At 35.0% G+C, this 20,746-nt stretch carries 22 protein-coding genes and 1 pseudogene; 21 read left to right on the top strand and 2 right to left on the bottom strand.

What is annotated here, in order from left to right:
* The first annotated feature begins 12 nt into the window (after window positions 1–12).
* The 21 genes and pseudogenes from AC1Q8N_RS17540 (at window position 13) to AC1Q8N_RS17640 (ending at window position 18,222) form a co-directional block, all read left to right on the top strand.
* Window positions 13–465 carry a hypothetical protein gene (locus AC1Q8N_RS17540; RefSeq protein WP_000275870.1) on the top strand — a complete coding sequence of 151 codons (453 nt, stop codon included), beginning with the start codon at window positions 13–15 and terminating at the stop codon, window positions 463–465.
* A 17-nt stretch (window positions 466–482) separates the two neighbouring features.
* Window positions 483–1,781 carry a flagellar hook-associated protein FlgK gene (gene flgK / locus AC1Q8N_RS17545; protein WP_064469671.1) on the top strand — a complete coding sequence of 433 codons (1,299 nt, stop codon included), beginning with the start codon at window positions 483–485 and terminating at the stop codon, window positions 1,779–1,781.
* A gap of 41 nt (window positions 1,782–1,822) precedes the next feature.
* Complete coding sequence (locus tag AC1Q8N_RS17550) at window positions 1,823–2,686, top strand: flagellar hook-associated protein 3 (RefSeq protein ID WP_001266398.1); 864 nt, start codon at window positions 1,823–1,825, stop codon at window positions 2,684–2,686.
* A 20-nt stretch (window positions 2,687–2,706) separates the two neighbouring features.
* A complete protein-coding gene (locus tag AC1Q8N_RS17555) occupies window positions 2,707–4,104 on the top strand; it encodes a flagellar hook-associated protein 2 (protein ID WP_048543405.1) in 1,398 nt (465 codons plus the stop codon).
* A gap of 22 nt (window positions 4,105–4,126) precedes the next feature.
* A complete protein-coding gene (locus AC1Q8N_RS17560) occupies window positions 4,127–4,495 on the top strand; it encodes a flagellar export chaperone FliS (RefSeq protein WP_048543404.1) in 369 nt (122 codons plus the stop codon).
* Complete coding sequence (locus tag AC1Q8N_RS17565) at window positions 4,485–4,757, top strand: hypothetical protein (RefSeq protein WP_048543403.1); 273 nt, start codon at window positions 4,485–4,487, stop codon at window positions 4,755–4,757. Before AC1Q8N_RS17560 ends, AC1Q8N_RS17565 begins: the two co-directional genes overlap by 11 nt.
* A 317-nt stretch (window positions 4,758–5,074) precedes the next feature.
* A pseudogene (gene flgB, locus AC1Q8N_RS17570) lies at window positions 5,075–5,546 on the top strand (flagellar basal body rod protein FlgB).
* A gap of 20 nt (window positions 5,547–5,566) precedes the next feature.
* Complete coding sequence (gene flgC / locus AC1Q8N_RS17575; protein WP_061673249.1) at window positions 5,567–5,980, top strand: flagellar basal body rod protein FlgC; 414 nt, start codon at window positions 5,567–5,569, stop codon at window positions 5,978–5,980.
* Window positions 5,981–5,997: 17 nt separating this feature from the next.
* A complete protein-coding gene (gene fliE / locus AC1Q8N_RS17580; RefSeq protein ID WP_000701677.1) occupies window positions 5,998–6,297 on the top strand; it encodes a flagellar hook-basal body complex protein FliE in 300 nt (99 codons plus the stop codon).
* A gap of 22 nt (window positions 6,298–6,319) precedes the next feature.
* On the top strand, window positions 6,320–7,894 hold the full coding sequence (gene fliF, locus AC1Q8N_RS17585; RefSeq protein WP_061673248.1) for a flagellar basal-body MS-ring/collar protein FliF: 1,575 nt from the start codon (window positions 6,320–6,322) through the stop codon (window positions 7,892–7,894).
* 13 nt (window positions 7,895–7,907) lie between these two features.
* Entirely contained in the window at window positions 7,908–8,912 is a 1,005-nt protein-coding gene (locus AC1Q8N_RS17590; RefSeq protein ID WP_048543398.1) for a flagellar motor switch protein FliG, read from the top strand.
* Complete coding sequence (locus AC1Q8N_RS17595) at window positions 8,899–9,585, top strand: FliH/SctL family protein (RefSeq protein WP_064469669.1); 687 nt, start codon at window positions 8,899–8,901, stop codon at window positions 9,583–9,585. Before AC1Q8N_RS17590 ends, AC1Q8N_RS17595 begins: the two co-directional genes overlap by 14 nt.
* The gene (gene fliI / locus AC1Q8N_RS17600; RefSeq protein WP_048543396.1) at window positions 9,582–10,886 is read left to right on the top strand and encodes a flagellar protein export ATPase FliI; all 1,305 of its coding nucleotides are present in this window, start codon (window positions 9,582–9,584) and stop codon (window positions 10,884–10,886) included. Before AC1Q8N_RS17595 ends, fliI begins: the two co-directional genes overlap by 4 nt.
* Before the next feature lie 117 nt (window positions 10,887–11,003).
* A complete protein-coding gene (locus AC1Q8N_RS17605; protein ID WP_064469668.1) occupies window positions 11,004–11,414 on the top strand; it encodes a hypothetical protein in 411 nt (136 codons plus the stop codon).
* A 10-nt stretch (window positions 11,415–11,424) separates the two neighbouring features.
* Window positions 11,425–12,531: a flagellar hook-length control protein FliK gene (locus AC1Q8N_RS17610; protein ID WP_493521297.1), complete on the top strand. Its 1,107-nt coding sequence runs from the start codon at window positions 11,425–11,427 to the stop codon at window positions 12,529–12,531.
* 3 nt (window positions 12,532–12,534) lie between these two features.
* A complete protein-coding gene (locus AC1Q8N_RS17615; RefSeq protein WP_001143472.1) occupies window positions 12,535–13,113 on the top strand; it encodes a flagellar hook assembly protein FlgD in 579 nt (192 codons plus the stop codon).
* Between the two features lie 16 nt (window positions 13,114–13,129).
* Window positions 13,130–14,359, top strand: coding sequence for a flagellar hook protein FlgE (locus tag AC1Q8N_RS17620; protein WP_048543393.1), 1,230 nt, complete (start codon window positions 13,130–13,132; stop codon window positions 14,357–14,359).
* A 49-nt stretch (window positions 14,360–14,408) separates the two neighbouring features.
* Complete coding sequence (locus AC1Q8N_RS17625; protein WP_097857349.1) at window positions 14,409–14,744, top strand: DUF3964 family protein; 336 nt, start codon at window positions 14,409–14,411, stop codon at window positions 14,742–14,744.
* Between the two features lie 270 nt (window positions 14,745–15,014).
* Window positions 15,015–15,500, top strand: coding sequence for a hypothetical protein (locus tag AC1Q8N_RS17630; RefSeq protein WP_061673243.1), 486 nt, complete (start codon window positions 15,015–15,017; stop codon window positions 15,498–15,500).
* A gap of 128 nt (window positions 15,501–15,628) precedes the next feature.
* Window positions 15,629–16,537, top strand: a complete 909-nt coding sequence (locus tag AC1Q8N_RS17635; RefSeq protein WP_061673242.1) for a chemotaxis protein — start codon at window positions 15,629–15,631, stop codon at window positions 16,535–16,537.
* A 737-nt stretch (window positions 16,538–17,274) separates the two neighbouring features.
* Window positions 17,275–18,222: a DNA-binding domain-containing protein gene (locus AC1Q8N_RS17640; protein ID WP_493521317.1), complete on the top strand. Its 948-nt coding sequence runs from the start codon at window positions 17,275–17,277 to the stop codon at window positions 18,220–18,222.
* A gap of 95 nt (window positions 18,223–18,317) precedes the next feature.
* On the opposite strand, the gene AC1Q8N_RS17645 is transcribed toward AC1Q8N_RS17640, so the two are convergent.
* Both AC1Q8N_RS17645 and AC1Q8N_RS17650 read right to left on the bottom strand, forming a co-directional pair.
* Entirely contained in the window at window positions 18,318–19,118 is an 801-nt protein-coding gene (locus AC1Q8N_RS17645; protein WP_493521298.1) for a flagellin N-terminal helical domain-containing protein, read from the bottom strand.
* Window positions 19,119–19,370: 252 nt separating this feature from the next.
* The gene (locus AC1Q8N_RS17650) at window positions 19,371–20,507 is read right to left on the bottom strand and encodes a flagellin N-terminal helical domain-containing protein (protein ID WP_098078439.1); all 1,137 of its coding nucleotides are present in this window, start codon (window positions 20,505–20,507) and stop codon (window positions 19,371–19,373) included.
* Window positions 20,508–20,746: the final 239 nt, after the last annotated feature.

Genomic DNA, 20,746 nt, shown 5'->3' on the forward strand with positions numbered 1-20,746 from the left:
GAAGGAAGCTATATGTACATACAATTATATGAAAAGCTCGTTATTATTCAAAAAGCATATGAAAATATTCAAGCGCTTGGAGAACAAATATATGAGAATTTAAAACATAAAAATGTAAATGCGGTTCAAAAACTGCAAATAGAGCAATTGCAGTATATTGATGGTTTAAAAAAGTTATCAAATTCATTTGAAGAAATGGTTGTTCAGTTTTGTAAAGAACAGGGAGTGGAATCATTTCGCGTAAGTGCGTTATTTTCGTATTTTTCTCACGAAGAAATTGAAAAAATAGAAAAATTACAAAAAAACTTAACTGAATTAGAAGAGAATGTAAAAATGATTCTTTTGAAAAATCAATATTACTTAAACGTACTATTAAAAACTACAGAAAGTATTGTGGATTCCGTTTCTGAATATAACTTAGAACGAAACAATAATTCGCAAATCTTTATGAACGAACTATTGTAAAGGGGAAGTGAAGCATTATGAGATTATCTGATTATAATACCCCGCTATCGGGCATGCTAGCGGCACAAATGGGATTACAAACGACGAAACAAAACTTGTCTAACATTCATACACCTGGATATGTACGTCAAGCGGTGAATTTCGGTTCTGTTGGAGCAAGTAATGGGCATACGCCGGAACAAAGAATAGGATACGGTGTACAAACGTTAGGTGTTGATCGTATTACAGATGAAGTAAAGACGAAACAGTTTAACGACCAATTATCTCAGCTCGCTTACTATAATTATAAGAATTCTGTTTTATCACGAGTAGAGTCTATGGTAGGAACGACAGGGAAAAATTCAATATCTAGTTTAATGGATGGATTTTTTAATGCTTTTCGAGAAGTTGCAAAAAATCCGGATCAATCAAACTATTACGATACGCTAATTTCTGAAACTGGGAAGTTTACAAGTCAGGTAAATAAACTTGCGAAAAATTTAGATTCAGTAGAAGCGCAGACGACAGAAGATATTGAAGCACATGTTAATGAATTTAATCGTCTTGCTGCTAGTTTAGCAGAAGCGAATACAAAAATTGGGCAGGCTGGTACACAAGTACCGAATCAACTTTTAGACGAACGTGACCGCATCGTTACAGAAATGTCAAAGTACGCCAATATAGAAGTATCTTATGAATCTATGAATCCTAATATCGCAAGTGTTAGAATGAATGGTGTTTTAACAGTAAATGGACAAGATACATATCCGCTCCAATTAAATAAAACGAAAGAGCCAATGTCAGTTGAAATATACGGTTCGGAAATCCCTTTAACTAGTGGTGCAATAAAATCAGCGGTCGATACGAAAGGGCAGATTGCTAGTTATAAAAAAAATCTTGAAGACTTAATGAGTTCAGTGAAAAAACAAGTAAATACAGTGATGGGAAAAGATTTCTTCGTTGGAGATTATGCGAAAGAGTTGAAGTTAAATCCAGAATTCGCGAATGATTTTTCGAAAATGAAAATATCTGCTGAAACTGCAAATAAACTGGCAGGAATTACAGATGACAATTATAAAGAAGGTCTTTCATATAAAAAAGCATTAGACCAATTCATAGTTAAGGTAGCATCTGATAAAAGTGAAGTGAATGGTTATCAAAAAATTCATGGAGATTTATTAGAAGGTATTCAGCAAGAAAAGATGAGTGTCGAAGGCGTGAATATGGAAGAGGAAATGGTAAATTTAATGGCCTTCCAAAAATACTTCGTAGCAAACTCTAAAGCTATTACTACGATGAATGAAGTGTTTGATAGTCTGTTTTCGATTATCCGATAGGGAATAGTAATTGATTGAAAATAAGTAAGGAGGAGATAGAAATGAGAGTATCTACATTTCAAAATGCAAATTGGGCAAAGAATCAGTTGATGGATTTGAATGTGCAACAGCAATATCATCGAAATCAAGTAACTTCAGGCAAGAAAAATCTTCTTATGAGTGAAGACCCACTTGCAGCAAGTAAATCATTCGCGATTCAACATTCGTTGGCGAATATTGAACAAATGCAAAAAGATATAGCGGATTCTAAAAATGTACTAAGTCAGACAGAAAATACATTGTCAGGTATTGTGAAATCTTTAACGAGAACGGATCAATTAACGGTGCAAGCATTAAATGGACCGAATGGTGAAAAAGAATTAAAGGCAATCGGTGCCGAAATCGATCAAATTTTAAAACAAGTTGTATATTTAGCGAATACGAAAGAGCAAGGTCGCTATCTGTTTGGCGGAGATAGTGCAGAGAAGCCTCCATTTGCGGATGATGGGACATACCAAGGCGGCGAAAAAGATGTAATGTGGAAGCTAAATGATGGTTATGAAATTAAAGCGTTTCGTAAAGGTGAGGACTTACTAACTCCTGTTATTCAAACGTTAGTAAAGATGAAAGACGCGATGCAAAACGGTGATCAAAAAGCGTTACAACCGTTATTAGCGGAAAATAAGAAAAACTTGGATAGTGTTATTAATCGTACAACAGAAGTAGGAGCAACGATGAACACTGTAGATACGTTTAAGACAATTTTAAGCGAGCAAAATCTAGCCCTTCAAGAAAATCGTAAAGAAATTGAAGATGTTGATTTAGCAGTAGCAATTTCTGACTTGGCGTATATTAATGCGACGTATGAAGCGACGCTTAAAGCAGTTAGCACGATGAGCAAAACGAGTATTTTAGACTACATGTAAAAAAATAAGGAGTGAGAAATATGGCAGGAACGTTAACGGGTATTGGCGGTAGACAACAGATTTGGAACCTCGGAAATAACATGATCGATACTTCTAATTTCGTTGAATTAGAAATGAATGCGCTGGATATGAGAAAAACGCCGTATACAAATGAAAAGAATAGCCTTTCACAAGATAAACTTTTATATACAAGTTTAAAATCAGAATTTAGTTCTTTCACGCAAACATTTAAAAATTTAGCGGCTTTTAAAGGAAATGAGAAAAAGGTAACAACATCACAAGACGGTTATATTAATGTGAAAGCTGATGGCGGTGCGATTGCTGGAACTTTTAATATGACGATTACACAGCTTGCGCAGCGTCATCAAATAGCTTCTGACCAAATTGAAAATATAGATGCCAAGATTAATAGTGATGAAACATTAAAACTAGGTGGTAAAGAACTAAAAGTAACATCTGATATGACATATAAAGATTTAATTAATAAAATTAATGATGGAGATTACGGCGTATCAGCATATACACTGGGGAATAAAATTTTCATGACCTCAAAAAAAGAAGGCGAAGATGGAGTAATCAATTTTGAGGGGAACAAATCTTCATTGTTTCAAAAAATAGGTTTAGCTAATGATGACGGCGTAGCGCTTCATGAAATCAATAGTGCGCAAAATGCTGAATATACGATTAATGGTATAGCAGGTAAAAGTTCTACTAATACAATTGAAGCTCTTCCTGGTGTGAAAATCGAATTATTAAAAGTAACTGAGGAAAAAGTAGAAGAAAAAACAGATGGTGAAAAGACAGAGGTTGATCCAAAGACAACAGAGGCGAAAGCAAAAGGGATAGAACTGAAGTTTACAGTAAGTGACTCGAACGTAACAGATGCATCAAATGTTATTAAAAAGATGGTTGCGGATTATAATAAAGCTGTTTCTACAATAGATATCTTTGCTGGAAAAGGCGGAGCTTTCCAAGGGCAAACTATTATGCAAAGTGTACGCCAAGCGATGAATAACGTCGTAACATTTTCTCAAGATGGTAATTACTTATTCTCATTTGGTATTCAATTAAAACAAGATGGAACGATGGAAGTTAATGAAGAAGCATTAACGAAAGCGTTAAAAGAGAAGCCAGATGCAGCGAAGCAATTTTTCTTTAGTTCTAACGGTTTAGGAAAAATGATGGAAGAACCACTTGATAAATTATTCGGTGATAAAGGTATAGTTGGAGAACGTGTGAAAAACATTGATTCACGTGTAAGTGATTTAGATAAGAAGATAAAAGACATCGAGTCACAAAATTTACAAAAGCAAGATGAAATCGTGAAAAAGTATCAAAAGCTAGAAAGTACATTAGCGGCGCTAGATAGCCAACTAAAAACAATTAAAGCAATGACAAAACAAAAAAGTGATGATTAATGAAAGTTGAGGAAGTGATCGTATGCAAGCATGGCAACGTTATATGCAAAATGATATTATGACGAGTAATCCGATTAAAAATACAATTTTTATTTATGAAAAATGCATTGTAGAGTTTCGTAATTTAGAAGAGCTTTTACATACTTTTAAACTACAAGAAGGGGATGCACTTCTTGAAAAATTGGAACGTATTTTTGAAGAATTAAAGCTTCAATTAAACCCTGAGATTACGAAAGATTTATATGATAGTCTTTATGGTTTATACGATTGGATTAGCGTTCAAATTCAAATGATGAAAGTAACACGTGAAGCGAAAGATATTGATGCGATTGTGAAAGTGTTACAAGATTTAATAGACGGTTATCGCGGAGCGCTTGAAAATGAACAATGATATTTATCGAGCATTTGTCGGCTGTTTTAATGAAATCGGTGAATTGCAAGTGTCAGATGGAGAGTTTGCTGAGAAGAGTACGATGTTAAATCGCTGGATGATGACATTGGATGAAGAAACGCGTGCGAGAGTTGCGGCAGAAGTAAGCCCATTCATTATTAAGGCAGCACAGCATATTCGAGATAAGCAAAAGATTTTGGAAGAAATGATTATGACAAATGATGGGCGAATGAAAGCAAATTCATTTTACGGTAAATATTAATAATAATGTGTGGGAACGGATTCCTCTTTTTAAAAAAGGGGGTCCATTCCTTCATGTAAATAAAGAATTCCGCTGGTTGAGGTTTCATTTTATGGCTGTAAAAAAACAGGAGTAATCTAAATAATATAAAAATAAGATTCAGCTAGTCGTAAATATATTGAAATGTTATATAGATTACTACGCTTATACAGTTTTTTTATATTCTTTTTATATTTTTGTATTTTTCTAAAGACAACAATGTAAAAATGGAATAAAATATGTAAGGGTACATAATAGTTAATATTTTAATAAATACATATAGGAAATTAAGTAATGAAGTGAAACTTCCATCAGTGGATCATTATGTTCAAAATGGTAAGTTAAAAAGGAAGGGTGTGGAGTATGCCAGATTTAGTGAGTGATGTAAGCCATTATATGAATTATTTAGTGACGAAACGAAATACGGTTTCTAGTAATATTGCAAATGCGAATACACCTGGCTATAAAGCACAAGACGTTACATTTGCTGAGCAAATGAATAAGAGTAGTGCATTATATAAGAGTAATGCTGCAGATTTAAAAAGCAATCCAGATTTATATCAAACGAATGAAATGCACTTACCGACAGTAAATACGAAAAATACTTATGCAAAGATTCAAACGAAATCAATGCAAACGAATAAAGATGGAAATAGTGTGGATGTAACGACAGAAATGCTAGATTTAATGAAAACAAACCAATTATATGGTGTTTCCATTAATGCGATTAATACACAATACGCAATTAACCAAGCAGCGCGTGGACGTTAATAGTAGAAGGAGAGACAACGATGTTTCAGGCAATTAATGCAAGTGGATCAGGGCTGACGACAGCGAGAAAGTGGATGGAAGTTACTTCAAATAATATTGTAAATGCAAATACAACGGCAGCTCCGGGGGCAGATTTGTATGAGCGCCGTAGTGTAGTACTTGAATCAAATAATAGTTTTGCCAATATGTTAGACAGTATACCTACTAACGGGGTGAAAATAAAAAGTATTGAAGCGGACAAAACTGAAAACTTAGTGTATGATCCGACGCATCCACATGCTAATGAAGAGGGATATGTACGTTATCCGAATGTGGATGTGACTGCTGAAATGACGAATGTAATGGTTGCTCAAAAAATGTACGAAGCAAATACAAGTGTATTAAATGCGAATAAAAAAATGCTTGATAAAGATTTAGAAATCGGCCGAGGATAAAGGGGGAATATGGGAAGATGAAAATCCAACCAATGTTAAATACACAGCCATTTGGTGCGATTCAGTCAATTGGTGCACCGAAAACTTCAGAAACACCTGTAGTCGAGGGGAAGAAGTTTATCGATTTATTGGAAGATATGAATCAAACACAAAACAATGCGCAAACAGCGGTATATGATTTACTAACAAAAGGGGTAGGAGAAACACATGACGTTTTAATTCAGCAAAAGAAAGCTGAGTCTCAAATGAAAACGGCTGCTCTTGTACGTGATAATCTTATTGAAAATTATAAGTCACTAATTAATATGCAAATTTAGGAAAATGGACGGGTGTGTTTAAATGGAAAAGTTAAAAAATGTTTTCCAATCGTTAAAAACGTGGCATAAGTTAGTCATTGGTGCTGCGCTTTTAGCAATTGTAACAGGAGCACTTTTATACTTCACCTTGCCAGATAAATATGTTGTTGTATATCAAAATTTAAATGATGCAGACAAGCAAGAGATTACAGCAGAATTATCGAAGCTAGGTGTCGATTACCAATTAGCAGCCGATGGTTCGATTCGTGTGCAAAAGAATGATGCTCCATGGGTTCGAAAAGAAATGAATGGAATGGGCTTACCGTTTAATTCAAAAAGCGGTGAGGAAATTTTATTAGAAAGCTCGCTCGGTTCAAGTGAGCAAGATAAAAAAATGAAGCAAATTGTCGGTACGAAAAAGCAACTAGAGCAAGATATTGTAAGAAACTTTGCTGCAATAGAAACGGCAAATGTTCAAATTACATTACCTGAAAAAGAGACGATTTTTGATGAAGAGAAAGCAAAAGGAACAGCAGCGATTACGGTTGGCGTGAAACGTGGTCAACTATTAACAGCTGATCAAGTTGCGGGTATACAGCAAATGATTAGTGCAGCAGTTCCTGGTGTAAAAGCAGAAGAAGTAAGTGTTATTGATAGCAAAAAAGGTGTTATCTCAAAAGGAGCAGATGAAGCACATTCTAGTAGTTCCTCTTCATATGAGAAAGAAGTAGAGATGCAACATCAAATTGAAGGTAAATTAAAGCAAGATATCGATGCAACATTAATGACGATGTTTAAGCCGAATGAATATAAAGTGAATACGAAAGTATCTGTAAACTACGACGAAGTCACACGTCAGTCAGAAAAGTATGGTGATAAAGGTGTACTTCGTAGTAAACAAGAGCAAGAAGAAAGCTCTACTGCGCAAGAAGGAGCAGATACGAAGCAAGGTGCTGGTATTACAGCAAACGGCGAAGTGCCAAACTACGGTACGAACAATAATCAAAATGGAAAAATTGTCTACGATAATAAAAATGGTAACAAAATTGAAAACTATGAAATAGATAAAACAGTTGAAACGATTAAGAAACATCCAGAATTAACGAAAACAAATGTTGTTGTATGGGTAGATAATGATACGTTAGTAAAACGAAGAATTGATATGACAACTTTCAAAGAAGCAATTGGTACAGCAGCTGGACTTCAAGCTGATCCAAATGGCAACTTTACAAATGGTCAAGTTAATGTTGTAACTGTTCAGTTTGATCAACCGAAAGAAGAGAAGCCGAAAGAGCCAGAAGAAAGTGGTATGAATTGGTGGTTAATCGGTGGAATTACAGGTGGCTTATTAGCGCTTGCCTTGCTAATATGGTTCTTCTTAGCACGACGTAAGAGAAAGAAAGAAGAAGAGGAATATGAAGAATACTTAGCAGAAGAGGAAGTTGCTGCAAGTAGTGAAAGTATTATGGAAATTCCTGAAGAGAAAATAGTACCAGAGCCAAAACCTGAACCAGAAGAACCGAAAGAACCAACGTTAGATGAACAAGTGCAGGATGCTACGAAAGAACATGTAGAAGGTACTGCAAAAGTAATTAAAAAATGGTTAAACGGACAGTAAGGGAGGAACAACGATGTTAGATGAAATCTCCTCCAAAGAAAAAGCTGCCATCCTCATTCGTACATTAAATGAAGAGGTGGCAGCGAAAGTCATTGAATATATGACGGCTGAGGAAAAAGAAGTGTTACTGCGTGAAATCGCGAAGTTTCGTGTATATAAACCAGAAACGTTAGAGAATGTACTAGGGGAGTTCTTATATGAACTTAATGTAAAAGAATTGAACTTAGTCACTCCAGATAAAGAGTACATTCGTCGCATATTTAAAAATATGCCAGAAGAGGATCTGGAAAAATTATTGGAAGACCTTTGGTATAACAAAGATAATCCATTTGAATTCTTAAATTCACTTACAGATTTAGAGCCACTTCTTACAGTGCTTAATGATGAATCGCCACAAACAATTGCAATTATCGCTTCTTACATTAAACCGCAGCTTGCTTCTCAGTTAATTGAGAGATTGCCAGATCATAAGCGAGTAGAAACGGTAATGGGTATTGCGAAACTAGAACAAGTTGACGGTGAACTCATTAATCAAATTGGTGAGTTATTAAAAGCGAAATTAAATAATATGGCATTTAGTGCAATTAATAAAACAGATGGCTTGAAAACAATTGTGAACATTTTAAATAATGTTTCACGAGGCGTTGAAAAAACAGTCTTTCAAAAGCTGGATGAAGTTGATTATGCATTATCTGAGAAAATTAAAGAAAATATGTTTGTCTTTGAAGACTTACTTGGTCTTGAAGATCTTGCGCTTCGCCGTGTACTAGAGGAAATTACAGATAACGGTGTCATTGCAAAAGCGCTTAAAATTGCAAAAGAAGAAATTAAAGAGAAATTATTTACATGTATGTCTTCAAACCGTAAAGAGATGATTCTGGAAGAATTAGATGGCTTAGGGCCACTTAAGATGACGGATGCTGAGAAAGCACAGCAAACAATCACAGGTACGGTGAAAAAGCTAGAGAAAGAAGGAAGAATTATCGTTCAAAGAGGTGAAGATGATGTCCTTATTTAAAAACAGAATTCCGAAGAATTCTGTTTCTTTTTCTGAAGAAACGTATGAATTACAATTTCCAAAACCAATACCAGTTCACGTAGAAGAAGAAATACAAGTGGACCATGAAGAGCTTCTTGCACAGCAACAATCATTACATGTTGAACTGAATCAACTAAGGCAAGAACAGCAAATGTTAGAACGAGAGCGTCAGCAATTATTACATGATCAAGAACAATTTCAAAAGCATGTTCAGCAGCAAATGAAAGAGATAGAATCGGCACAAATGCAGTTTCAAAAAGAACAACAAGAAACAGCATACGAATGGACGGAATTGTTATGGGATCAATCTTTTCAACTAGCAGAAAAAATTGTGAATCAAGCAGTTGATGCGCGATTGCTTGATGTGCTACCTATTTTAACTGGTATCGTTCAAACATTGCCTACTTCGTTTGAAAAATTAGTCATTACCGTACATCCTGAAACATTTGAACGTATTCAAGAAGAGAAGGAAAATACGAAAGAGTATTGGTTACTACAATTAGTAGAATGGAAATACGATTTCTCCTTACAGTTCGGTGAATTTGTTCTGGAAGAAGAGAAAGAGTTCTTTGAATTTAAATTTGCACCTATATTCGCGAAACTTCGCCAGAAATGGGAAGAAGAGCAGTTATTTGAGGAGCAAAATGTATGAATCGACTGTTAATGAATGAAAACCAAAAATGGAATACGTTTATTGAAACGCCGTTTTTTACGAAAGTCGGTAAAGTTCATAGTGTACAAGAGCAGTTTTTCGTAGCGAAAGGGCCAAAGGCGAAAATAGGTGATGTTTGTCTCGTTGGAGAACATAGCGTTTTATGTGAAGTAATTGCGATTGAAAAAGAAAACAATATGTTACTCCCATTTGAACAGACAGAAAAAGTATGTTACGGAGATTCCGTTACATTAATTGCTGAAGATATTGTTATTCCTCGTGGTAATCATTTACTCGGAAAAGTGTTAAGTGCAAATGGCGAAGTGCTAAATGAAAACGCTGAAAACATTCCATTGCAAAAAATAAAGTTAGATGCTCCGCCTATTCATGCATTTGAACGGGAAGAGATTACTGATGTATTTGAAACGGGAATTAAATCCATTGATTCTATGCTAACAATTGGTATCGGTCAAAAGATTGGTATTTTCGCTGGATCAGGTGTTGGTAAATCTACTTTACTCGGAATGATTGCCAAAAATGCAAAAGCTGATATAAACGTTATTAGTTTAGTAGGAGAACGTGGCCGGGAAGTAAAAGACTTTATTCGAAAAGAATTAGGCGAGGAAGGCATGAAGAAAAGCGTCGTTGTCGTAGCGACGTCAGATGAAAGTCACCTTATGCAACTTCGCGCAGCTAAGCTTGCAACATCTATCGCTGAATACTTCCGAGACCAAGGCAATAACGTATTACTTATGATGGACTCTGTTACTCGTTTTGCTGATGCACGTAGAAGTGTTGATATTGCCGTTAAAGAGTTACCGATTGGTGGTAAAACACTCTTAATGGAAAGTTATATGAAAAAGCTGTTAGAGCGATCCGGAAAAACGCAAAAGGGATCTATAACAGGTATTTACACTGTACTCGTTGATGGAGACGATTTAAACGGTCCTGTACCAGATTTAGCACGTGGTATTTTAGATGGACATATTGTATTAAAACGTGAGCTTGCAACGCTCAGTCATTATCCTGCTATTTCGGTGTTAGATTCAGTAAGTAGGATTATGGAAGAAATCGTTTCGCCAACCCATTGGCAACTTGCAAATGAAATGAGAAAAATTTTATCTATTTATAAAGAAAACGAATTATATTTCAAATTAGGAACGATTCAAGAAAATGAAGAAAATGCTTATGTTTTTGAATGCAAAAATAAAGTAGAAGGTATAAATTCATTTTTAAAACAAGGTCGATCAGATCGTTTCCAATTTGATGATATCGTTCAAGCAGTGCACCATATTGTATAAGACCTCGCGCCCTGCAGGTCTTATTTTTTTGTTTTTTAATATTTCACAGATTTTTTTGTAAAAAAACTATATAATAGAAAAAGAGAGCGTTATAATAGGAAGGGGCTATGAAAACAGGTGGATAAGCAGCAGTACGACACGATAAAATTGCAAATAAATCAAGAAAAAGAACAGATTTTGAAAGAAGTGTATGAATTAACAGCTGAAAAAAGAAAAATAGAACGAAAAAAAGAATATGATTTATATGTTGTGAAATCGCGTAGTAAAGTCGTACAAACTGGGCAACGTATTATGGCTGGTATGCTTTCCTCACATACGTTTTCACCTGAAAGAATAGAAGAATGGAATCGGAAAATTAAAAAAACAGAAGGTTTTATTCAAAAAAATGAAAGCCTTTTAGAGCAAGTAAAAGAAAAAGAACGTGTCATTGATGAGATGTATCAAGAAGATTGTAGAAAGCTTGCAAAAGTAAGAGAAAAGCAGGAAGAAAAAATGCTTCTTGATTTGAAAATGTGTATGAATGGATGAGGTGAATGTAGTGATACAGTCTGTATTACCGGTGCAACAAAGTTTACCTCCGCAAAAAGAAAAAGGGCTAGAAGTACAATCCAAAAGTGAAGCTTCTTCATTCGATCGTGCGATGAGGATGGAAAATAAACAACAGCCGAAAACGGAGAAAACAAAGCGAGAAGATGCACCAGAAGATAGAAAAGAAAACATTCTTTCTAAAAAATCGGCAACGAAAGAAGAGCCTAATGTAAAGAAAGAAGAAAAAAAAGAGACAGAACAGTTGTTATTAGCTGTATCTGAGCAAATGGTTGCAATTGAGCAATTACGTGTGCAGCCAGAATTGTTATATCAATACATACAAAAAATACAAGAGCTATATAAAGAATATGGAAATATAAAACTTAACGAATTACCCGCAGGTGAATTACAACAATTACAAGAACTTCTTTCCAATATGAATATCAAAAATGCTATATGTTTAGAAGATACAATGCAAATGGCATTAGATAAAGTGAAGATGCCAGAGCAAACGATGCAAGTATTGAAAGTCGTAGAAACAGAGACTTGTAATATTGCAAAGAAACAAGAAGATTCTAAAGATGTAGATCTTCCGAAAGCTGAGAGCGATGATGTAAAGATAGAGTTGCTAGAAGGTGATGTATTAAACGATTCGAATTCTGCGGGTGCGGAGTTATTAAATAAAGCGGCGAGTACTGATCCTATAGGGAAATCAAATAGTGGCGCTGAGAAAGTTTCATTGCCTGACTTAGGAAAGAAAATGGAAGCGCAAGTAGAAGCACTGCAAAAGTTTGTAGTGAAACAAGAACGTGTTTTATTTCAGTTAAATCCAGAAAAACTTGGTACATTAACAGTGTTTATGAAAAAACATGGAGATCAAATTGATGTTCATGTGGAAATGGAAAAACACGATGCGAAAAAACGTGTGGAAATCATTTTTGATGAATTGAGATTGAAGTTAAAAGAAAAAGAAATCAATATTCAAATTAGCTATTCAGATAAAGATGAAAATCGTAAAGAGCAGCGAGAACAAGAGCAAAGGCAAAAACAACAATTAGCAAATACGAAACATGAGAAACGAGAATCAGAAGAATTTGCGGGATTATTGGAGGAATAAAGCGTGCCAACAGTTGGATTAAATACAACGAGTACAAATCATATTCCATTGCAAGCAGGAGCGCAGAATAGGAACGCATCTGTTAACGGTGCACAACCGGCAGTAGGGCAAACGAATGGAGTAGCAGCAGGAGAACAAAAGACGCCTGGTGTAATGGGGAAAGATGATTTCCTAAAATTGTTTTTAGCGAGTTTCCAACATCAAGATCCATTTAATGCGATGGATATGAATCAAATGATGAACCAAACAGCGCAATTATCTCTTATGGAACAAGTACAGAATATGACAAAAGCAGTAGACTCTTTAAAAACGACAATGTATTCGACAGCGCTTGATGGTGGAATGAAGTTTTTAGGGAAGTATGTAAGAGGTGTTGATGGTGATGGTAAAAAAGTCACTGGTCAAGTAGAGACAGTTCGCCTCGCAGAAAATAATGAGGTACAGCTCGTTATTGATAATAAAGTTGTGTCCCTTCGTTTCGTTGAGAGAGTGTCCGATAAACCAATTGGAGAAACAAATCCAGAAGATGCGAAGAAAGACGAGAAAAAAGTAACAGAAGAAGTAAAAACTACAAATTCATAAGGAGTGTCCATACGTTATGATTAAAGCGTTATATACAAGTATTACAGGAATGAATGCAACACAAAATGCATTAAGTGTAACTTCAAATAATATTGCGAATGCACAAACAGTAGGGTATAAAAAACAAAAAGCTATGTTTGATGATTTACTATATAACAACTCAATTGGTTCAAAAGGTGACAATAAATACGCTGGAACGAATCCGAAAAGTATCGGTAACGGTGTGAAAATGAGCGGTACAGTTACAGACTATAGCGACGGAACAATTACGTTAACTGGTGGTAAAACACAAGCGGCAATGGAAGGTAATGGTTTCTTCGTAGTAGGTGATTCAGCAGGCGGAAATATGGAATTTACTCGTAAAGGTACGTTTGGAATATCTTCAAATTACTATATTACGAACACAGAAGGTCAATACGTATTTGCATACCCTGCAAATGCAGCAACAGGTGAAGTTGATTTATCTGGTATTCCAGGACCATTACAAATCCCGATGGGAACTGCAATTGGTGGTATTCAAACAACGAAGGGTACAATTAAAGGGAATATCCCGGTGAATGAAAGTAAAATTACGCAAGATTTACCATTTTATGATGATGCCGGTAATACATGGACGATGCGTGTAGAATTTACGAAAACGAGTGAACACGAGTATACATATAAAGTTCAAAGACGTAATGACTCGGCAAAAGATCCAAAGTTTGAAGAGGTTACAGGAGCAGGGTCAACAGGTACTTTGAAATTTAATAATGTTGGAAATCCAGATCCGGTACAACAAGGAGCAAATATCCCGTTTAACGGCGGAACGATAAATTTAGATTTTAGTAATTTAACAAATCATCCGACGGATAAAACATTATCAGTAACAGATGTAGACGGTAGAGCAGCAGCAACCGTTAAAGATTGCTTTATTGCTGACGGAGGATACGTAATGGTAAAATACTCTGATGGAAGTATGAAGTCAGCTGGTCAATTAGCTGTTGCGATGTTCCCGAACGAAGGTGGACTAATGAAAACAGGTAATGGTAACTATACAGCGACGAATACAACGGGTATTTTAGCACTTGGTGCATCTGGTCAAAACGGCGCAGGTAAAGTACGTGGTGGTGCACAAGAAGGTGCAAACGTAGATTTATCTGTAGAATTCGTTGACTTAATGTTATACCAACGCGGATTCCAAGGAAATGCGAAAGTAATTAAAGTATCAGATGAAGTATTAAATGAAGTTGTAAACTTAATTCGATAATATATAATAAAGAAAAATTGTAATGTAGTAGGAAGGATTTTTTATTCGTATGACAAGACAAGAACGAATTTTACAATTGCCTTTTTTCGAAAATAAACGTGAACTTGCCGAGCAAGTGTTAAAAATGGAACGAGAAGAGCATGTATATTTACCAGATCAATTTGAAATTAAGCAAGTACCTCCGTACTCATTTGGTGAAAAACAAGCAATCATTGGCCGTATTCACGAATTTTATTTCGTAAGTGTTGGTAGCGATAGCGTTTGGAAGTATCAACTGTTTAAAGATGAGATGAAATGCCGTGAGTTTTTTGTTACGTTGCCGGATATTGCGGATCAGCAAATAGCGTTTTGGTTCAATAACATCGAGTTACTGAACAGGTCTTAAAAGATTTTAAAAGATCTTAAAGCACTTTTTTAGGTTTTGAGAGAGGGCCTGGCGGTGTGTGGTGGCGGTTAGTGCCTAATAGATGCTCGACTGGTGTTTAAGACCGGAAATATGTAGAGTTACTAGGTTAGTTTGGGAAGATGTAAGCGAAGTGTAGTGGCAAAAATAGATCTATGAAAGGTTACTGGGATGGTTAATCGTTTTATGGCAGAACAGTGCCTTTTGGATCGTTTGTGCCGATAGATTTTTATAAAAGGAGAGGTGAGGAGGATGGCGCAGAATAAGTATCGCGTTACATTCATTTCGCCGAGTGAGGTTGAGCAGCGGACTGTCATGTCGGCGAGTAGTTTGCCAGATTTAATTCGTAAAGTAGAGAGTATTATTGCTGATCCGAACGGTTATTTTGTAAATGATAAAAAAAATAATTGCTATTTTAAAGTGATTAAAGAAAATGTTACGTTTATTCAATATGAGTTGCTATTTTCAGATAAAGAGATTCATATTGAAAAATTAAAACATATCGCACCGGCAGTATTAAAACGATTATTTGAAAAAATAAATGATCCGGAACTATATGCACTTGCGCTGCTGGATGTTGATATAGCAACGAAAGAATATGTGCTAGCAGAAATGAATGCAGAGTTAAGGATAAGAGTAGAAACGGAGCTTTCGAAAAAATGGGAAGCAATGCCGACAGAAATTGTAGGAGCCCAAGAAGTGTTATTAGAGGCACTTGCTTCGTTTATACAAGAGTAACCGCCTTTATAAATAAAGAAATGAATTATTCGACTATCTATATTTTTCATATAGGTAGTTGACTTTTTCGTTTTAATAAAGCTTAATAATTAGATATACGGAAATAATGAAAGGGGAGCGACACCTTTATGTCACAAGCACAAAGTATTTTATTAGAAAGCGGAACAAATGAATTAGAGATTGTTACATATACTGTTGGTGAAAACCTATTTAGTATTAATGTAATGAAAGTACGTGAAATCATTAATCCATTCCCTGTTACAACTGTGCCAGAATCTCATCATGCAGTTGAAGGTGTTGTTCAAGTACGTGGTGAAATTTTACCTGTTATTAACTTAGCAACGGCTCTTAATTTAAAATCAACAAAGCCACTTGATCAAACGAAATTTATTATCTCTGAATTAAACCAAATGAAGGTTATTTTCCGCGTTGATGAAGTGCATCGTATTCAACGTATTTCGTGGGAACAAATTGATGAACCAGCTTCATTATCTATGGGATTAGAAGAAACGACATCTGGTATTGTAAAGCTAGATGGACAAATCATTTTGCTATTAGATTATGAAAAAATTGTATGCGAAATTAGCGGTACTGGTTATGACAATAAATCACTTGCAGGGTTAGAACAGAAAACAGATCGAGCTGAAAAAGTGATTTATATTGCAGAAGATTCAGCAATGCTTCGTCAAATATTAGAAGAAACATTATCATCAGCTGGCTATACGAAAATGAACTTCTTCAGCAATGGTGCAGAAGCGTTAGCGCAAATTGAAAAGCTAGCGAAAGAGCAAGGAGAAAAAATGTTTGAACATATTCACTTGCTAATTACAGATATTGAAATGCCGAAAATGGATGGACACCATTTAACGAAAGTCATTAAAGATGGTGAAGTAACGAATCGTTTACCAATCGTTATTTTCTCTTCCTTAATTACAAATGAATTATTCCATAAAGGCGAAGCTGTGGGGGCAAATGCTCAAGTAAGTAAGCCAGATATTCAAGAGTTAATCGGCTTAGTAGATAAGTTAGTGTTGTAAAAGAGATTTAAAAGCTTTTTTTAGCTGGAATAGAGGATCTAGCCATATGTGGTGGCGGTCAGTGCCTAATAGAGTCCCATGCCATGTTCAGACCAGAGACGTCGAGCAGGTTTTAGGGGAATGGAAGAAGTGGATCGCCGAGAGCTTTTTAGAAGAACTGGTGAACAATTTTCTACTTTTTTCTGGAATAGGAAACTAGCCATGTATGATAGCGGTCAGTGCTTAGTAGGGTCCCATACGATGTGAGATTTCAACTGAAGTTTTGTAGATGTTATTTATAACTCTATTCTTTTAGTGGAGAGAAGGGAACTAGCCATGTGTAGTATTGGTTAGTTCTTTTTTATTGTTCTATACGCTGTCTAGGTAGAAAGATGGAACGTTTTTGGAGTGTTTGTGGTTGTATGTATGAAAAATCTTTATTTGAAGATTTTTGATTTAAAAATATAAAAAATGTATCTTTGGATGATTTTAGTAATTTTTCGTGATAACGCAAATTTTTTCGGTGAAATTACATTCTAAATACCATATAATATAATTAAAAGTAGTTAATATGCAATTATACATATTAATGAAAAAATCTTTTTCTATTTCTATACTTTCTATACGTTTTTGTATGTTTATTATTTGACAGACAATTTTGAAATGTTATAATATGGATATGTAAAAATTGCTATTTTCTGAGAAGACATGGGAGTCAGATGAGAATTGTGAAAGGATGAGGGGGAGTGGCACAGATTATGTATCACCACACAGCAATCAATGTATTAAGTCTCTTACAAAACATGTCAAATAATAAAATGAACGATATGCAACTAGAAGCGGAATTAAAAAAAATAGAAAAACAATTCCAAGTAAAGTATGAAGAACTAGTTGATTTACATAATAGAATGGTATTATTTCAAATAGATGTAGAAAAAAATGGCGGGATTCGAGCGTATGAAAAATCAGCTATAACATGGCTGAAGTCTGAACTAGAGTTACTGTATGAAGTGTATCAATTTTGCCAACGTCACGGTTTAAACATTATTAATATTTCAAAATACGTTAGTAAAAACGAACTAAATCTTTTCCCGAAAACAGAAAGTCAATTACAAAATACGTATTACAAATTGAAAAAACATGAAATACCGTTTGAAAATATTGAAAAACAAAAACCAGGACGAAAGCGAAAATATACGCCTGTAAAAGAACCAATTGTTGAAATGAAAAAAGAAAACAAACAAGAATTAATTAATCAAGTTCCAAATACAGAGACCGAAAAAAATCTTGTAACAGTTATATCTGGTATTGTTGATAATTTTGAAACAATTAGCCAGTGTAGTGAAAGAAAAGAGCATGAACTACATCAGTTCATGGAAGGAATCTATAAGCTTTCTAGCATGGCTGCAGAGCGTTCAAAAGATGAAAAGAACGCACGTGGTCTCGAAGGCGAATTGTATGTATTACGGGCTGAAAATGAAAAGCTAAAGCGAGAAAAGGAAGAACTTGTTCATGATATAAAAGAAATGACGCATCATTTAATTCATTTCATTACGAGTTCTGATATCGATCAAATTCGCACATTGCCTTTCTTCGTAAAAGAATGTAAACAAGATTTGCATAAATTAGGGTTATATAACGCACAAGACGGTAAAATGAAAATTATGGTTGATCGTAGTGGACAGGTTATGACTGTAACACAGTAATAAAATTTGGGTACAAAATAAAAGGGAGATACATAGTTTATATGTATTTCCCTTTTGTTTTGTATGGAATCGTTTCAAAGAAGAAAGATAATTTTTTAAGATTGTAGTAACTTAGAAACCATTTGCGGTATTTGATTTGCTTGTGAAACCATACTAAGTGCAACTTCAGTTAACAATTTAAACTTTAAAAAATCGCTCATTTCCTGCGCCATATCCGCATCTTCAATTCGAGATGCAGCATCTGTTAGGGCCATACTTTGGCTATTTAAATTTTCAATATTAAACTGTAAACGATTCATCATAGAACCGAGATCAGCACGATGAAGTGATACATTTTGTAAAGCTTCTTCAATTTTACGAATTGCAGCTCTTGCTTCTTGTTCTGTTGAAATCTTGATGTCATGTTGTGTAGGGGAAGGGGAGATATGTTTCGTTACATTTACTGTATGACCAATATCATCTAACGTAACAGGACGGTTTTGTCCATCAAATACGGATAAATCATTAAACTCAGTCGTTTCATCAATATAGCCAATTTGTTCTGTTAAAGATTGAAACTCTTTATTTAGTGAATCACGGTTTTTATTTGAATTTGTACCACTTACAGATTGAACAGCTAAATCACGCATACGCTGTAAAATATTCGTTACAGTTTGAAGTGCAGCTTCCGCAGTACGAAGCATCGATAGCGCATCTTCATTATTACGAATCGCCACGCGCATACCACTTGCTCTCGCATGCATACGAGTCACAATTGCAACATTCGCAGGATTATCAGAAGCGTTATTTAACTTCTTACCAGTCGCCAAATGCTCCATTGCCACATTCATACGCTTCTCATTCTCATACAACGACTGCCTAGCATTCATACTCAAAATATTCGTACCAATACGCATAATAGACACTCCTTATAGATTGATATAGTCGGTAACTCTAAATCTAATAAACGGTTATGGAAGGATAAAGGGCTTATGCTTATTTGCTGCTTGTGTTTTAACATAAGAGGGGATCAAGATGGGTACTGACCGCTTCTATATATGGCTGGGACTTCTCTCCAGGCTAAAAAGATAGTTTTTAATCTATCTATATAGAAAAAATAAACCTCTCTGCAAACAGAGAGGTTTATTCATGAAACTAATTCAAATGGATTATTGTAATAATTTAGAAACCATTTGTGGAGTTTGGTTTGCTTGAGAAAGCATGCTGATTCCAGCTTCGTTCAAGATTTTGAACTTAGTCATTTCAGACATTTCTTTTGCCATGTCAGCGTCTTCGATTTGAGAAGCAGCTGAAGCCATGCTAGCAGATTGACTCTTAAGGTTGTTTACGTTAAAGTCAAGACGGTTTAATGTAGCACCTAGAGTCGCACGGTTGTCAGCAATTGTTTTTAGAGCATTATCAATTTTTTCAATTGAATTTAAAGAGTTTTCTTTTGTTTGAGCTTTATTGAAACTTTCAAGAGCTTTACCAAACTCTGAAACCATAGAATTTACAGCATCATCTTTTGTTTTACCAGTAGGTGGCGTAGCAAATTCTGTGAAAGCATTGTCAAGTGCCGTTGTATCTACACCTGCATTTGTGAATTTTGTCTTGATTTTGTCATATGCAGCTTCAGCAGCATCTACGATAGTTTTTTGTTGAGCAGCATCACCTGTAAGGTTAGTGTAGTTTCCTTTTAAAGCGTTAAATAAGTTCTCAACATTTTTAACATCTTCATGCTTTTGGATATTTACAGTAGAATCATCAATAGTTAGATTCTTGATACCTAATGCTTCTTGAGAAGCTCCATTTAATTTAATCACAATTTGCTTGTCTCTTTCGTTAGAGTCAAGAGTTTGGATTCTAATTTCTTTAGGGCTATTAGGATCCGTAGAATCTAGTAGTGATTGATCATTGAATTGAGTATTCTCAGAAATGTATTTAATTTGATCTTGTAAGGCAGAAAACTCCTTCTGTAATGCTGCTTGGTTTTTATCAGTGTTTGTACCATTAGATGATTGGTTAGCAAGATCGCGCATACGAAGTAAGATGTTAGATACAGAGTTTAATGCTGAATCAGCTGTACGGATTAATGACATACCGTCTTGTGTGTTGTTTGAAGCTACGTTTAGACCGCTTTCACGTGCACGCATACGAGTTGCGATTGCAAGACCTGCTGCATCGTCAGAAGCGTTGTTAATACGCTTACCGCTTGATAAACGATCCATAGCGTTACTCATTTTAGCTTGGTTTTGACGCATATATTCTTGCGTACGTAAACTATTAATGTTTGTATTAATTCTCATGTAAAAGAACCCCCATTTTTTTATATTGACTTTTCTGCAAATTGAAAAACGGTAATATGCGAAAAAATCGATTTCGAATTTATTGTAAGCCTTGCTATAATGGGTGTCAACTGAAAATTTGAATTAATAAATATAAAAAAATAACAGTTTAACAATTTAGTCGTTTTTTTATTACAATATAATTGCAAAGGATTATTGCAAACTTTACGAAAAAACTCTAATATTAGATTATCTTTGTT

It is taken from the genome of Bacillus sp. GW823-FHT06B01 (assembly GCF_058952315.1).

Bases quoted from the DNA above. Each gene is read 5' to 3' on its own strand.
- AC1Q8N_RS17540 (WP_000275870.1), top strand. From the start codon at position 13: ATGTACATACAATTATATGAAAAGCTCGTTATTATTCAAAAAGCATAT.
- flgK (WP_064469671.1), top strand. From the start codon at position 483: ATGAGATTATCTGATTATAATACCCCGCTATCGGGCATGCTAGCGGCA.
- AC1Q8N_RS17550 (WP_001266398.1), top strand. From the start codon at position 1,823: ATGAGAGTATCTACATTTCAAAATGCAAATTGGGCAAAGAATCAGTTG.
- AC1Q8N_RS17555 (WP_048543405.1), top strand. From the start codon at position 2,707: ATGGCAGGAACGTTAACGGGTATTGGCGGTAGACAACAGATTTGGAAC.
- AC1Q8N_RS17560 (WP_048543404.1), top strand. From the start codon at position 4,127: ATGCAAGCATGGCAACGTTATATGCAAAATGATATTATGACGAGTAAT.
- AC1Q8N_RS17565 (WP_048543403.1), top strand. From the start codon at position 4,485: ATGAACAATGATATTTATCGAGCATTTGTCGGCTGTTTTAATGAAATC.
- flgC (WP_061673249.1), top strand. From the start codon at position 5,567: ATGTTTCAGGCAATTAATGCAAGTGGATCAGGGCTGACGACAGCGAGA.
- fliE (WP_000701677.1), top strand. From the start codon at position 5,998: ATGAAAATCCAACCAATGTTAAATACACAGCCATTTGGTGCGATTCAG.
- fliF (WP_061673248.1), top strand. From the start codon at position 6,320: ATGGAAAAGTTAAAAAATGTTTTCCAATCGTTAAAAACGTGGCATAAG.
- AC1Q8N_RS17590 (WP_048543398.1), top strand. From the start codon at position 7,908: ATGTTAGATGAAATCTCCTCCAAAGAAAAAGCTGCCATCCTCATTCGT.
- AC1Q8N_RS17595 (WP_064469669.1), top strand. From the start codon at position 8,899: ATGTCCTTATTTAAAAACAGAATTCCGAAGAATTCTGTTTCTTTTTCT.
- fliI (WP_048543396.1), top strand. From the start codon at position 9,582: ATGAATCGACTGTTAATGAATGAAAACCAAAAATGGAATACGTTTATT.
- AC1Q8N_RS17620 (WP_048543393.1), top strand. From the start codon at position 13,130: ATGATTAAAGCGTTATATACAAGTATTACAGGAATGAATGCAACACAA.
- AC1Q8N_RS17625 (WP_097857349.1), top strand. From the start codon at position 14,409: ATGACAAGACAAGAACGAATTTTACAATTGCCTTTTTTCGAAAATAAA.
- AC1Q8N_RS17630 (WP_061673243.1), top strand. From the start codon at position 15,015: ATGGCGCAGAATAAGTATCGCGTTACATTCATTTCGCCGAGTGAGGTT.
- AC1Q8N_RS17635 (WP_061673242.1), top strand. From the start codon at position 15,629: ATGTCACAAGCACAAAGTATTTTATTAGAAAGCGGAACAAATGAATTA.
- AC1Q8N_RS17640 (WP_493521317.1), top strand. From the start codon at position 17,275: ATGTATCACCACACAGCAATCAATGTATTAAGTCTCTTACAAAACATG.
- AC1Q8N_RS17645 (WP_493521298.1), bottom strand. From the start codon at position 19,118: ATGCGTATTGGTACGAATATTTTGAGTATGAATGCTAGGCAGTCGTTG.
- AC1Q8N_RS17650 (WP_098078439.1), bottom strand. From the start codon at position 20,507: ATGAGAATTAATACAAACATTAATAGTTTACGTACGCAAGAATATATG.